Source organism: Vibrio sp. Vb339 (assembly GCF_902751245.1).
Classification (GTDB): Bacteria; Pseudomonadota; Gammaproteobacteria; order Enterobacterales; family Vibrionaceae; genus Vibrio; species Vibrio coralliirubri.
Map to the genome: position 1 here is coordinate 201,200 of NZ_CADDIS010000003.1, position 13,420 is coordinate 214,619.

Below are 13,420 nucleotides of genomic sequence, written 5' to 3' on the forward strand. Positions count from 1 at the left end.
CCTCTGCTGAATTTAGCGTGATTAAAGATTAGTGGTTCGGAGCTTTGGAGAAATGGCTCTCAACCAATCTTTGGGTGATTTGGTGAGTTGGATTGGTCAACACTTGATCCGTTTCCCCACTCTCAACCACATTGCCTTCGTGCATGACGATGATCTTGTCGGTAATGTGCTTCACAATACCGAGATGTTGAGATACATAAACGAACGATACGCCCATCTCTTCTTGAAGTTCTAAGAACAGGTTGATGATTTGCGAGCGCATTGCCATGTCCAAACCATTTAACGCTTCATCAGCAACAATGATGGATGGCTGAAGTATCAAGGCACGAGCCAAACAAACCCTTTGTTTTTGGCCCGCAGCAAGCATCTGAGGGTAGAAGTAAGCATGTTCCGGTAGAAGGCCTACGCGCAGTAGTGTGTCTTTCACACGACGCATACGGGCTTCTGGTGGCATGTTGGTATTTCGCTTTAATGGACCTTCAAGAATTCGACCGATCTGAATGCGCGGGTTAAGTGACGTATTTGGATCTTGGAAGATCATTCGAATCAGCTTACAACGAGTCGAGTAGTCTTTGTGTTCTAGCTTTTCGCCATTCACGCGGATCTCGCCTGCGGTTGGTTCAACCATGCCTGCGAGCATTCTGGCTAATGTTGATTTACCAGAACCATTCTGACCGATAAAACCAATCGTCTGGCCTGCTTCAAGGGAAAAGCTGACCGGTTTCACCGCCTGATGAATCTTTTTACGGAAAAGACCAGAGCGAGTCGTAAAGTCTTTAGACAAATCACTGACTTCTAATAATGCACTCATGATTTCTTTTTCTTCTCCATATTCAGAGGGAAGTGACAGTTAAACTTATGGTTCTTGATGCGTTTCGTGTGTGGGATCTCGACACACTGCCTTTGCGCGTATGGGCAGCGAGGCCCTAATCGACAACCAATAGGAAGATGTTGCAGCGGTGGAATTGACCCCGGCAAAGACTGGAGCTTCTCTTTGTGGGGAATCCAGTCATTAAAGTCTGGCATCGCTTTTAGCAGAGCCACAGTATATGGGTGCTTGGGTGCGTCCAACAGCTTCGGCGTATCAGCGGACTCTACAGATTGACCACAGTACATCACGGTAATACGAGTCGCCCATTGGGTAATGGTGGTTAAGTCATGGCCGATCAGCACGATGGTGGTGTTATTGATCTGATTCATACGACTCAACAGGCGCAATATTTGAGACTGTGTAATTGGATCTAAATCGTTGGTCGGTTCATCTGCAATCAAGACTTTTGGCTTGGCAGCGATCGCCATTGCGATCATCACTTTTTGACACTCACCATCGGTCAGCTCATAAGAGTAACTGTCCATTAGGCGAGAGTGGTCTTTGATGCCGACTTTGTGCAGTAACGCGATCGCTTGCTTCTTACGCCACTTAAATCGTTGCCACCAACGACCTTCAAACGAATGGGAAGGGATCGCTTCAACGAGTTGGTTGCCTACTTTTTCAGAAGGGTCAAGACAGGTCGATGGCTCTTGGAAGATCATTGCGATATCGCGGGCAATGACTCGGCGCCTTTCTTTTGGCGTCAGTTGCAGCAGGTCGATATTACCTAAGCGCATTCGGTCTGCGGAAACCTTCCAGTTCTCTTTACAAACCCCGACAATCGCTTTTGCAACCAAGCTCTTACCTGAGCCTGATTCACCTACTAAGCCACGAATTTCCCCTTCATTGAGGGTAATACTCATTCGATCTACGGCTTTAACCATCCCTTGAGGGGTCTCAATCTCGATGGTTAGATGTCGAATATCAAGTAACGGCATTATTCGATTCCTGCATTTAGCGCTTGGCGAACACCTTCACCGACGAGGTTAATCACGATCACTGTAAACATAATAGCTAAGCCGGGTAGGGTTACTGTCCATGGCGCAAGGTAAATCAACTCGACCGAATCACCCAAGATTGAGCCCCATTCGGTACTCGGTGCTTGAGCGCCAAGCCCTAGGAAACCTAAAGCCGTGATATCAAGAATTGCAACTGACAGTGCCAGCGTAACTTCAAGTGCGATAACGGTAAGAATGTTCGGAAGGATTGAATTCCAAAGCAGGTAAAAATCGTTCGCACCATCAAGACGAGAAGCCAGAATATAGTCTTTTTCTACTTCAGCATGCACGGCAATGTACACCGAGCGTATAAAGCGCGGGATCAGTGCCAAGCACAAGGCGAGCAAGATATTAAACTCACCAAAGCCAAGGAATGCCACGAAGATAATCGCCAGCAGAAGAGATGGAATCGACATAACGGTATCAAGCAGGTGATTTAGTGTGCTTGATAGCAATCCGCGAGTCATACCTGCGAGTACGCCAATCAGACAACCAATGACTGCTGCGATAAAGGTAATCACCACTGCGGCGCCAAACGTCAACTGAGAGCCAATTATTAGGCGAGAAAGAATGTCTCTGCCCAAGTCATCCGTACCTAGAAAGTATTCAACCGTTCCCGCAGGATCCCAAGAGGGCGGCGTTAATAGGTGACCGGTTTGTTCTTGAGCATCATGTGGGGCTAGCCACGGTGAAGTGACGGTGACCAGAATGATAAGCACCAAACACCACAAGCCAAACATAGCCAGATTATTACTACGGAAGCTGCGCCAGAAACGTTCGAACTGGGTTGGAATCTGTTCTTCTTGGTAGACGTTATTTGTTAGCATACCATTCCTTCCTTACCAGTGGGTTGATCATCGCGCCCAGTAGATCGGACAGAATGTTGGCGGTTAAAACCAAGGTTGCCACCACAATTACACCTGCTTGAATTGAAACGTAATCTTGATTCGATAAGGCATCCAATAACCAGCGGCCAATGCCCGGCCAGTTAAAGATAGACTCGGTAATAATAGCAAGCGTCAACATACTCGATAGTTGAACACCGACCTTTGGAATAATCGGAGGTATCGCGTTTCTTAGCACGTGCTGTGTGATGATCTCTTTGGTTGAAAGACCTTTAATTCGCGCGGCACGGATGTAGTTTTGCGTCATAACTTCAGCCACTGACGCTCTCATCAATCGGATGACCTGAGTCGTTGGCGCCAGTGCTAAAACAAGACAAGGCAACGCCATATGCTCGATAACACTTTGTAGTGCGTGCGCACGGTAGCGACCTTCGGCAAAAAAGGCGTCAATCATCGCGAAGCCAGTCACGTGTTCAATTTCGTAAAGTAGGTCGTATCGGCCACCAACAGGGAACATTTCAAAGTGCAGTGAAAACACCATGATCATCAGCAATGCGACCCAAAAGATAGGTGCAGAGTAACCGGCCATTGAGGTGAACGATATGGTGGTATCAACAAACTTACCCTGTCTCATACCAGCAATGGTGCCGAAAGGGATACCGATGATGAGTGCCAACACAAAGGCAAAGAAGCACAGTTCTAGCGTTGCAGGGAACACCACGACCAACTCATCGATGATAGGTACACCGTGTTTACTTAGGCCAAAGTTTAGCGTCGATAATTCAGTGATATAGCTAATCCATCCGGGCCAAAAATCTTGAATTGCCCAAGGTGAGGTTTGGTCCAATCGAAGCAGGGAAAAACCCACTAGAGTTAGAATCCCTAGCGTGATAACGAATAAGTTTACACGTCTTAATGTATACCAAAACATTACTGCACCTCTCTTCTGACTTGATCAAAAGGTTGGGCATTAAAAGGACTTGCTTTAAAGCCTGTTAGCGAGCGATCGTGCACGCGAAATTGCACGCCATGAGCCAGAGGAATCACAGGAACTTCTTCATTGAGAATGTTTTGGGCTTGTCGGTACAAGTTCACACGGTGCCTTTGTTGATTGATCTCTAGTGCTAAGTCGAGAAGGAAATCAAAGTCTGAATTACACCACATTGAGACGTTTAACCCTGCACGCTCAGAGCTGCATGAGAGCAGCGGGCGCAAGAAGTTGTCTGGGTCACCGGTATTGCCTATCCAGCCTGTAAGCAACAAGTCTGTCGAGGAAATAGAGGACAACTGTGTGCGGTCAAATCGGTCGTCGGTATAGAGTTTCAATTCAATACCAATATCGGCTAAGTTTGCTTGGATAAGTTCTGCCGTTTTTCTTGGACTTGGATTGTATGCGCGTGGCTCTAGTGGTACCCACATTGAAAGCTCTAACCCAGGTTCAACGCCGGCTTCTTTAAGAAGCGCAACCGCATAGTTTCGGTCGTAGCGAACTTGAACACTGTCTTTTTGGTGAGCCCAAGAAGTCGGAGGAAGCAAGGTGTAGGCTTTGGTTCCTGTACCGTAATACACAGAATCAAGAATGTTCTGGCGGTTGATGGCTAAATTGAGCGCTTTACGAACTCGAGAGTCACGCAGTGCAGGGTGCTCAGTATTCAGCGCGATGAAAGAGACATTAACCGCCGGAGTAGCCGAAATCTTCAACTCTTCATGAGCCTGAATAATAGGAATTTGGCTAGAAATTGGTGAGTTGAGCACGTCACATTCACTGCGTAGAAGCTTAGCAAGTGTGCCTGTTCCACGTTGCGAAGTATCGAACACAACTTGGTCCATTTGTACTTCACCCTTCCAGTAGTGCTTGTTCTTTTTCAAGCGCACTAGGTCGTTGATTTGGTATTCATCCAAGTAGAAAGGGCCAGTGCCGACTGGATTGGAATCGATTCTATTTTTCTCATCCGCTGCAATGAGCTTGTTGGCATACTCTTTAGAGTGAATGACTGCATAGCTGGTGGCGATATTATTGAGAAATGAATTGTCTGGGCGACTTAATTGGAATTTCACTGTTAGGTCGTCGACTGCGGTGATATCGACAATCAGGTTCTTGAAGTCGATTCCGGCAAACCACGGATATAGGCCGCCACCCACATAATGAAATGGGTTTGAACTATCAATAACACGTTCAAAGCTAAACACCACATCTTGTGCGTTCATGCTACGAGTTGGGGTGAACCAGTCTGTCGTTTGGAACGCAACATTTGGGCGCAGTTTGAACGTGTACTCTGTACCTGATTTATCGACAGACCAACTTGTCGCCAAGTTCTGTTTTGGTCGGTACGTCATTGGATCAAGAGTGAGCAGTGTATCGAAGATTTGAGGACTCAGCGATTCTGCGGTAATACCACTATCAACCAGCTGTGGATTGAAGGTACTAGGATTACCTTGGCCGCAATAAATGAAGCCTTTTTCACGGATTTGCTCGTGATTCACACTCTCACCACATCCAGCGAGAAAGCTCAGCGTACAGATGCTCAGTGATAGTCTTATTAGTGCTTTCATAAAAAGAAATACTTTTCGAAACGAGGCGTTAGAGGAGCCTCAAGATCCGGACAATTTAACATTTTATTTATTCGGCTCCAAATAATAATCAAGTGTGGACAGCTATTTATCGTTAGCTTGTCCGACAATCGCGTACTTCCTCACCATTCCACGTAGTTGGTTGTAGGTTAACCCAAGTAATTCTGCGGCTTGTTTCTGGTTATATTTGCTCTGTTTTAGGGCTTGGTTGAGTAGCTTGATGTCTTGTTGTTCTTGCCATGCTTTGTAATCAAGCGGCAAAGAAAACGAGCTCTCTGATGAAGTATGGCTGTTAGACGGCTCATTGCCAGTTTCCGGCGAGGAATCTTGCTCTGTTTTCCATGCGGGTTTAAATGGGTTAAACACTAAATATTCAATAGGATATGGATCTTTCCCGTGCTGATAGATAGCTCGCTCAATGACGTTTTTGAGCTCTCGTACATTCCCTGGCCAAGAATAATCTAAAAGCGATTCAACGGCAGAAGGGGCAAAGCCAACAAACAACTCCAATTCCAATTCACGGCACATCTTAATGGCGTAGTATTCTGCCAGTAGCATGATGTCTTCTTTTCGCTCACGCAAAGGAGGGATAGTAATGACGTCAAACGCCAGCCTATCTAATAGGTCAGCTCGGAATTCGCCCTTTAATGCCATGTCTGGCAAGTCGGCATTGGTTGCACACACCAGTCTTACATTGGCACTTAGCGCCTTTTGACCACCGACACGTTCATATTGCCCGTATTCAATAACGCGCAATAGCTTTTCTTGAACCGCAAGGGGAGTGGTCGCTAGCTCATCCAGAAACAGCGTTCCTCCTTCTGCTCTTTCAAAGCGACCTTGATGACGACCTTTTGAACCAGTAAAGGAACCAGACTCATGACCAAACAGTTCTGAATCAATCAAACCTTCACTTAAGGTTGAGCAGTTCAATGAGATCAAAGGTTGATCCCAACGTCTTGAAAGGTAATGCAGTCTTTGTGCGATCAACTCTTTACCTGTGCCACGTTCGCCAATGATCAGAATGGGTCTTTCTATTGGTGCGAGTTGGGATACTTTATCTAAAACAGAGAGAAAGCTAGGTGATTCACCAATGAGGTTCTGCTGCATAGCGGGTCCTTGTATGAATTAATCGCTGGAGATAGTAATGTAAGAGCCGTAGTGGTGAAAAATACCAATACTTGGCTAAATTCATCATAGCATGGTTCGGGTTAATCACCATTTTATTGTAAGTGACTGATAATAAATGGCTTAAAAGTTGGCACGCTACTTGGATTACTTATGGTAGGTTTAACAACAAACGTAAATTTTTGAGCAAGTGGATTGATAGAGTCGCACAACGATTTGAAACGCATTTGCCATCATTGTAATTAAGGAGTTCCTCATGGGTATTTTTTCTCGCTTTGCAGACATTGTAAATTCAAACATCAGTGCACTATTAGATAAGGCTGAAGATCCTGAAAAGATGATTCGCCTGATTATCCAAGAAATGGAAGATACGCTGGTTGAGGTTCGTACTAACTCAGCAAAAGCAATCGCAGACAAGAAAGAGCTAGCACGTAAAGTTGAAGCTATCGAAACTCAGATTCTAGATTGGCAAAACAAAGCGACACTCGCACTGACTAAGCAACGTGAAGATCTGGCAAGAGCGGCGCTAATCGAAAAGCAAAAACTGGAAGACATCATCAAGAGCCTTCACACCGAGCAAACTTTGGTTCATGAAACCATCGAAAAGCTAACCAGTGAGATCGGCAAGCTTGAAACCAAAATTGCAGAAACTCGCGCAAAGCAACAAGCATTAATGATTCGTAATAATGCAGCGAGCAATCGTCGTGATGTTCAAAAACATCTGCATTCAAGCAAAACCAACGAAGCAATGGCGAAGTTTGAGCAATTCTCGCGTAAAGTGGATGAATTAGAAGCTGAAGCGGACGTTTACGCTAAAACGGGTAACGCAAAATCTTTAGACCAAGAATTTGCCGAGTTACAAGCTCAAGATGAAATCGAAAAAGAGCTAGCGAAACTGAAGCAACAAGTTGAAAACCGCGATAAATAATTTAGGAGTCGTCTATGTCAACATTTCTAATTGCAGGTCCACTGATTGTCTTTTTAATCTTCGTGGCACCGCTATGGTTATTCTTACATTACCGCAGCAAGAAGAAATCCAGCAATGGTCTTTCTGAAACGGATCTTCAACGTCTGCATAAGCTTTCTGCGCAAGCCGAATCCATGCAAGACCGAGTGAAAACGCTAGAAAAAATACTGGATGCGGAGTCGCCTAACTGGAGACGAAACTATGAGTAGAGAACTGTATCGCGACACGATTAACGGCAAATTGTCTGGTGTGTGTGCAGGGTTAGCGAACTACTTTGGCCTTGAAGTGTGGTTGGTTCGCATCTTAGTTATCTCTGCGGCACTGCTTGGTGGTAGCTTTCTGGTGTTATTAGCGTATTTAGCTTTGACATTTATGCTTGAAAAACAACCACCTCACTATGTTGATGAGATGAAAGCCAAGCAAGAGCACACACTCAAACAAAAGCCTTGGGAAAAAGGGCAAACGGCAGAGTCGTTACTGGGCACTTTAGAGGGTGATTTCCAGAAGTTAGAGACCAGTGTCCGCAATATGGAAGCTTATGTGACCTCCGACACGTTCAAAGTCGACCGCGCATTTAAGAACATGTAACGATAAGTCTAAAAAAGATTAGATAACGGTTTAGGAAAATTTATTCCAAGCCGTTATTTTTTTTAATAATTTTGTCTAAATAAATCTTACGATAACTGGTAAGTTACATATGATTAATCTATGTTATAAAAATATTTATAGATATGGATGATCACCAATGTATAGAGCCTCCGTTGTCCTATTGACAGCCTTAGCTGGGTTGTCTGGGTGTGGTAAGGAGCTTCCTCCCGTACCTGAACCTGATTCTAGACCCGCCAAACTCTTCACTGTTTCCGTCGGTAGTAATGCCTTTGAACGTAGCTTTCCTGCCACCACAGAAGCGGGTGACAAAGCAGTACTCGCATTTCGTGTTCCAGGGCTACTTCAGACTATCGATGTCACGTCTGGTCAAAAGGTCAGTAAAGGTGAAGGGCTTGCAACGCTCAATCCCGACGAATATCAGCTGTTAGAGAAGCAAGCAAGAGCCAACTTTAAGCTTGCTGACGTTCAATACCAACGTTCGATTAAGTTACGTAAAGACCGAGTCGTATCAGAACAAGATTTCGACCAAGCGAAAGCCAATCACAATTCTGCTAAAGCGATGCTTAATCAAGCCAAAGCAAATCTTCGCTATACCACTCTTGTTGCGCCTTACGATGGAACGATTTCCATTATTCCGGCGGAAAACCATGAATACATTGCGGCTAAACAAGGCGTGATGAATATTCAAACCAATCAAATTCTTAAAGTCGTCTTCTTATTACCCGACCAACTTATTACGCGCTTTTCTTCAGGGTTCGAGACGGATGCAACCATGGTTTTTGATGCATTTCCTGAAAACTCTTATGTTCTAACCTTCCAAGAAGTGGATACCGAAGCCGACCCGAAAACAGGTTCATACAAGGTCACCATGGTAATGGAAAGGCCAACCGATGTGGGTATTTTGCCCGGAATGTCTGGCACGGTAAATCTCGTTTCATCGTTAGCGGCTGCCACCAAAATTCCAACGTCGGCAATGATGACCGACGGAGATGATGTCTCTGTGTGGCGTGTGAATAGCGACGGCATTGTTGAAAATGTTGCCATTGTCATCGATGAAAAACGTCATATCGTCTCTGGATTGAACGATGGCGATCGCATTGTGACTTCTGGCGTCAATGGTCTTGAATCGGGCATTAAAGTTCGAGAGTGGATCAAGGAAAGGGGGCTATAACATGAAAACACTTAAAGTGGCCGCTGGCCTGTCGTGTTTAGCCTTATTGACGGCTTGTGAAGATAAGCAAGCTGTAGAAGTGAATAACACGCCCTTGGTTAAAGCTATCGAGATTTCAGTCATCGATTTTAGCGACAAACTCTATTTCCCTGCGGTAGCAAACGCTGCTGAGAAAGCTCACCTTAGTTTCCGAGTGGCCGGTGAAATCTTCAAGCTAGATGTGAAAGAAGGTGAGCGTGTTTCCAAAGGGGACATCATTGCTGAGCTTGACCCAACCGATTATCAATTGGATGTGGACAATGCTCAAGCGCGTTACACGGTAATCAATAGCCAATACCGACGTTCGAGTCCGCTAGTGAAGAAAGGCTTATTGGCTAAGTCGCAATTCGATGAAATTGCCGCTCAACGCCAGATTGCTTATGCCGAGTTGGAATTGGCGAAACTGCGCTTATCGTTCACCATGCTTCGTGCACCTGTTGATGGGATCATTTCTCGTGTCAGTGTCGACCAATATGAAAACATTCAAGTTGGCCAACAAGTGGTGAACATCCACAGTGTCGAAGATGTTGAAGTCGTTATTCAACTGCCTGACCAAATCTACGTCAACCAACCGAGTGAACAACTGCTATCAAACGTTGAGGCTGTGGTTAGAGTGCCAAGTGGCAATGAATACACGGCAGGTATTAAGGAGTTCACAACAGAACCGGATCCAAGTACGGGCACATTTACGGTGACGCTTGCTTTGCCTATGCCTGAAGATGATTTAATTCTGGACGGTATGGCGGTTGAGGTGACTTCAAATGGGCGAGAAATCGGCTTAGAGCTAAAAGCCGGTGTGTTGATTCCAATTGAAGCGGTATTTAATGCCGATGGTGATGATTTAACGCGTCAAAACTCTTATGTATGGGTGCTTAATGACGACAATACCGTTTCGAAACAGCAAGTCGTATTAGGAAAAGCAAATCAGAAAACATTGCAGGTCATGAAAGGATTGGAAATGGGGCAGCATGTCGTTGTTGCAGGCGTATCGCGATTGCGAGATGGGATGACAGTGGAAGTTTTGTCTCAGGAGATGAACAATGAGTGAAGTAAATAACAAGCCCCAAAATGACGATCAACAGGGTGATGATCAGATCACAGGTGTTGCTTCTTACTTTATACGTAACAAAGTCATTAGCTGGATGCTATCTCTGATCTTTCTTATTGGTGGTGTTTCTGCATTCTTCGGTTTGGGGCGTTTAGAAGACCCTGCCTTTACCATCAAAGATGCAATGGTCGTGACTTCATACCCGGGGGCAACGCCTCAGCAGGTGGAAGAAGAAGTTACTTACCCACTAGAGAAAGCGATTCAACAGCTTACTTATGTCGACGAAGTGAACTCTATTTCAAGCCGTGGCCTGTCTCAGGTAACGGTGACGATGAAGAATAACTATGGCCCGGACGATCTTCCGCAAATCTGGGATGAACTTCGCCGAAAAGTAAATGATCTTAAGGTTGAACTGCCACCCGGCGTCAATGATCCTCAAGTCATCGATGACTTCGGTGACGTTTACGGGATTTTGCTTGCGGTGACGGGTGATGGTTACAGCTATAAAGAGTTGCTGGATTACATTGATTACCTAAGGCGAGAGCTTGAGTTGGTCGATGGAGTCAGTAAGGTCTCGGTATCCGGCCAACAACAAGAGCAAGTGTTCATTGAGATATCGATGAAACGGATAAGTTCTCTGGGTCTGTCTCCAAGCACAGTATTCAACCTTTTATCGACTCAAAATATTGTATCAAGTGCTGGCGCGGTCAGAATTGGCGACGAATACATTCGAATCCATCCAACGGGTGAGTTCCAGAATGTTGAACAGCTTGGTGATTTGATTCTGACAGAAGGCGGCGCTCAAGGCCTCATCTATCTAAAAGATGTGGCGAATGTAACTCGAGGTTATGTTGAAGTGCCAAGTAACATCATTGGCTATAACGGCAAACTCGCACTCAACCTTGGTGTCTCTTTTGCGCAAGGCGTGAACGTGGTAGCGGTTGGTGAAGCGTTTGACCGAAGACTGGCCGAGCTAAAATATCAACAACCCGTCGGTATCGACATCTCCGAGGTTTATAACCAACCCAAAGAGGTAGACAAGTCGGTAAGCGGATTTGTGGTGAGTTTAGGGCAGGCGGTTGCGATCGTAATCGTGGTGCTATTGTTCTTCATGGGACTAAGATCGGGCCTATTGATTGGTTTGATACTGCTATTGACCGTATTCGGTACCTTCATTTTCATGCAGTACTTCAAGATCGACCTACAACGTATTTCACTGGGCGCGTTGGTTATCGCCTTGGGGATGCTGGTGGATAATGCCATTGTGGTGGTGGAAGGGATATTGATCGGCACGCAGAAGGGGCGAACCCGGATGCAGGCCGCCACAGATATCGTAACCCAAACCAAATGGCCACTGCTTGGTGCGACGGTTATTGCGGTGACCGCGTTTGCTCCAATTGGTTTATCTGAAGACTCAACAGGCGAATACTGTGGCACCTTGTTCACGGTGCTACTGATCTCCTTGATGCTGAGTTGGTTTACTGCCATCTCGCTCACGCCGTTCTTTGCCGACATGTTCTTTAAAGGTCAGAAGGTCGACCCAGATAACGAAGGTAAAGACCCATATAACGGGATGGTTTTTGTTATCTACAAAAACTTCCTCGAGTTCTGTATGAAGCGTGCTTGGTTAACCATGTTTGTTCTGATTATTGGTTTAGGCGCGAGTGTGTACGGTTTTGGTTTCGTTAAGCAAGCCTTCTTCCCGTCTTCAACCACACCTATGTTCCAAGTGGATGTGTGGATGCCAGAAGGTACCGATATTCGAGCGACCAATACCAAGCTTAAAGTGCTTGAAAGCTGGCTAGCAGAGCAGGACGAAGTTGAACATATCACAACAACGGCGGGTAAAGGCCTGCAACGTTTCATGCTGACTTACTCACCTGAGAAAAGTTATAGCGCTTACGGCGAGATAACGGTTCGTGTGAAAAGTTATGAAGTACTTGAAGGGCTAATGAAACGTTTCCGTGAGCATGTGGGTAGCCAGTTCCCAGAGATTGATTACAAGCTGAAACAGATTGAATTAGGCCCTGGTGGCGGTGCGAAAATTGAAGCGCGAATTGTGGGTTCTGATCCAACGGTTTTACGTTCAATCGCTGCTCAAGTGATGGATATCATGCATGCTGATGAAGGCGCGTTTAACGTTCGTCACGATTGGCGTGAAAGAACTAAGGTATTAGAGCCTCAGTTCAATGAAAGCCAAGCGCGTCGTTATGGTATTACCAAATCTGACGTTGATGATTTCCTAGCAATGTCTTTCTCTGGTAAGTCGATTGGTGTGTATCGTGATGGTACAACGTTGATGCCGATTGTGGCTCGTCTGCCTGAAGATGAGCGTGTCGATATTCGTAACATCGAAGGCATGAAGATCTGGAGCCCGGCATTAAGCGAGTACATCCCACTTCAACAAGTAACGTTAGGTTACGAGCTAGAATGGGAAGATCCACTGATCATCCGTAAGAACCGTAAGCGTATGCTGACGGTTATGGCGGATCCTGATCTATTGGGTGAAGAGACGGCCTCAACTCTACAGAAACGCTTACAACCACAGATTGAAGCGATTGAGATGCCTCCGGGTTACTCATTGGAATGGGGTGGTGAATATGAGTCGTCGGCAGATGCACAGGCGTCACTGTTCACAACCATGCCTTTGGGTTACTTGTTCATGTTCTTAATTACCGTGTTCTTGTTTAACTCGGTGAAAGAGCCTCTGATTGTTTGGTTAACGGTTCCATTGGCGTTGATAGGGGTGACGACAGGCTTGTTAGCCTTGAATACACCATTCGGCTTTATGGCGCTGTTGGGCTTCTTGAGTCTCTCTGGGATGCTTCTGAAGAACGGTATCGTACTGCTTGATCAAATTGAGATTGAGATGAAGTCCGGTAAAGACCCGTATGTCGCGGTTGTTGATGCGGCACTGAGTCGTGTTCGCCCGGTATGTATGGCGGCGATCACTACCATTCTTGGTATGATCCCTCTACTACCAGATATCTTCTTCAAACCAATGGCGGTAACCATCATGTTTGGTTTGGGCTTTGCGACTGTACTCACGCTAATAGTAGTACCTGTGTTGTATCGTCTATTCCATAAAATTGAAGTGGCTTAACGTCAACTGACCTTTGAAATAATGCCCCTAATTGGGGCATTATTTTTATATACCGATTGATAAAAAGAGAATA

At 45.6% G+C, this 13,420-nt stretch carries 12 protein-coding genes; 6 read left to right on the top strand and 6 right to left on the bottom strand.

Annotation, left to right across the window (positions count from 1 at the left end):
• Window positions 1-28 precede the first annotated feature (28 nt).
• The 6 genes from HRQ85_RS16875 to pspF form a co-directional block, all read right to left on the bottom strand.
• Complete coding sequence (locus HRQ85_RS16875) at window positions 29-811, bottom strand: peptide ABC transporter ATP-binding protein (protein ID WP_017060304.1); 783 nt, start codon at window positions 809-811, stop codon at window positions 29-31.
• A complete protein-coding gene (locus HRQ85_RS16880) occupies window positions 808-1,809 on the bottom strand; it encodes a peptide ABC transporter ATP-binding protein (protein ID WP_017060305.1) in 1,002 nt (333 codons plus the stop codon). The genes HRQ85_RS16875 and HRQ85_RS16880 overlap by 4 nt, the downstream gene beginning before the upstream one ends.
• A complete protein-coding gene (sapC, locus tag HRQ85_RS16885; protein WP_017065331.1) occupies window positions 1,809-2,696 on the bottom strand; it encodes a putrescine export ABC transporter permease SapC in 888 nt (295 codons plus the stop codon). Before sapC ends, HRQ85_RS16880 begins: the two co-directional genes overlap by 1 nt.
• The gene (locus HRQ85_RS16890) at window positions 2,683-3,645 is read right to left on the bottom strand and encodes an ABC transporter permease (RefSeq protein ID WP_172380178.1); all 963 of its coding nucleotides are present in this window, start codon (window positions 3,643-3,645) and stop codon (window positions 2,683-2,685) included. Before HRQ85_RS16890 ends, sapC begins: the two co-directional genes overlap by 14 nt.
• Window positions 3,645-5,267, bottom strand: coding sequence for an ABC transporter substrate-binding protein SapA (sapA, locus tag HRQ85_RS16895; RefSeq protein ID WP_048614481.1), 1,623 nt, complete (start codon window positions 5,265-5,267; stop codon window positions 3,645-3,647). The genes HRQ85_RS16890 and sapA overlap by 1 nt, the downstream gene beginning before the upstream one ends.
• A 102-nt stretch (window positions 5,268-5,369) precedes the next feature.
• A complete protein-coding gene (gene pspF / locus HRQ85_RS16900; protein WP_050621873.1) occupies window positions 5,370-6,392 on the bottom strand; it encodes a phage shock protein operon transcriptional activator in 1,023 nt (340 codons plus the stop codon).
• Between the two features lie 274 nt (window positions 6,393-6,666).
• Here pspF and pspA point away from each other — a divergent pair, with 274 nt between their 5' ends.
• From pspA to HRQ85_RS16930, 6 genes are all read left to right on the top strand, one after another.
• Window positions 6,667-7,338 carry a phage shock protein PspA gene (gene pspA, locus HRQ85_RS16905; RefSeq protein WP_010440091.1) on the top strand — a complete coding sequence of 224 codons (672 nt, stop codon included), beginning with the start codon at window positions 6,667-6,669 and terminating at the stop codon, window positions 7,336-7,338.
• A gap of 14 nt (window positions 7,339-7,352) precedes the next feature.
• Entirely contained in the window at window positions 7,353-7,586 is a 234-nt protein-coding gene (gene pspB / locus HRQ85_RS16910) for an envelope stress response membrane protein PspB (RefSeq protein WP_004734605.1), read from the top strand.
• Window positions 7,579-7,965, top strand: a complete 387-nt coding sequence (gene pspC, locus HRQ85_RS16915) for an envelope stress response membrane protein PspC (protein ID WP_029405576.1) — start codon at window positions 7,579-7,581, stop codon at window positions 7,963-7,965. The genes pspB and pspC overlap by 8 nt, the downstream gene beginning before the upstream one ends.
• Before the next feature lie 157 nt (window positions 7,966-8,122).
• Window positions 8,123-9,157, top strand: a complete 1,035-nt coding sequence (locus HRQ85_RS16920; RefSeq protein ID WP_048614479.1) for an efflux RND transporter periplasmic adaptor subunit — start codon at window positions 8,123-8,125, stop codon at window positions 9,155-9,157.
• 1 nt (window position 9,158) lies between these two features.
• Window positions 9,159-10,244 (top strand): efflux RND transporter periplasmic adaptor subunit, encoded by a 1,086-nt coding sequence (locus HRQ85_RS16925; protein WP_048609411.1) that lies wholly within the window; start codon window positions 9,159-9,161, stop codon window positions 10,242-10,244.
• Window positions 10,237-13,347, top strand: coding sequence for an efflux RND transporter permease subunit (locus HRQ85_RS16930; protein WP_172380179.1), 3,111 nt, complete (start codon window positions 10,237-10,239; stop codon window positions 13,345-13,347). Before HRQ85_RS16925 ends, HRQ85_RS16930 begins: the two co-directional genes overlap by 8 nt.
• Window positions 13,348-13,420: the final 73 nt, after the last annotated feature.

Coding starts and splice junctions, on each gene's coding strand:
- HRQ85_RS16875 (WP_017060304.1), bottom strand. CDS start 811: ATGAGTGCATTATTAGAAGTCAGTGATTTGTCTAAAGACTTTACGACT.
- HRQ85_RS16880 (WP_017060305.1), bottom strand. CDS start 1,809: ATGCCGTTACTTGATATTCGACATCTAACCATCGAGATTGAGACCCCT.
- sapC (WP_017065331.1), bottom strand. CDS start 2,696: ATGCTAACAAATAACGTCTACCAAGAAGAACAGATTCCAACCCAGTTC.
- HRQ85_RS16890 (WP_172380178.1), bottom strand. CDS start 3,645: ATGTTTTGGTATACATTAAGACGTGTAAACTTATTCGTTATCACGCTA.
- sapA (WP_048614481.1), bottom strand. CDS start 5,267: ATGAAAGCACTAATAAGACTATCACTGAGCATCTGTACGCTGAGCTTT.
- pspF (WP_050621873.1), bottom strand. CDS start 6,392: ATGCAGCAGAACCTCATTGGTGAATCACCTAGCTTTCTCTCTGTTTTA.
- pspA (WP_010440091.1), top strand. CDS start 6,667: ATGGGTATTTTTTCTCGCTTTGCAGACATTGTAAATTCAAACATCAGT.
- pspB (WP_004734605.1), top strand. CDS start 7,353: ATGTCAACATTTCTAATTGCAGGTCCACTGATTGTCTTTTTAATCTTC.
- pspC (WP_029405576.1), top strand. CDS start 7,579: ATGAGTAGAGAACTGTATCGCGACACGATTAACGGCAAATTGTCTGGT.
- HRQ85_RS16920 (WP_048614479.1), top strand. CDS start 8,123: ATGTATAGAGCCTCCGTTGTCCTATTGACAGCCTTAGCTGGGTTGTCT.
- HRQ85_RS16925 (WP_048609411.1), top strand. CDS start 9,159: ATGAAAACACTTAAAGTGGCCGCTGGCCTGTCGTGTTTAGCCTTATTG.
- HRQ85_RS16930 (WP_172380179.1), top strand. CDS start 10,237: ATGAGTGAAGTAAATAACAAGCCCCAAAATGACGATCAACAGGGTGAT.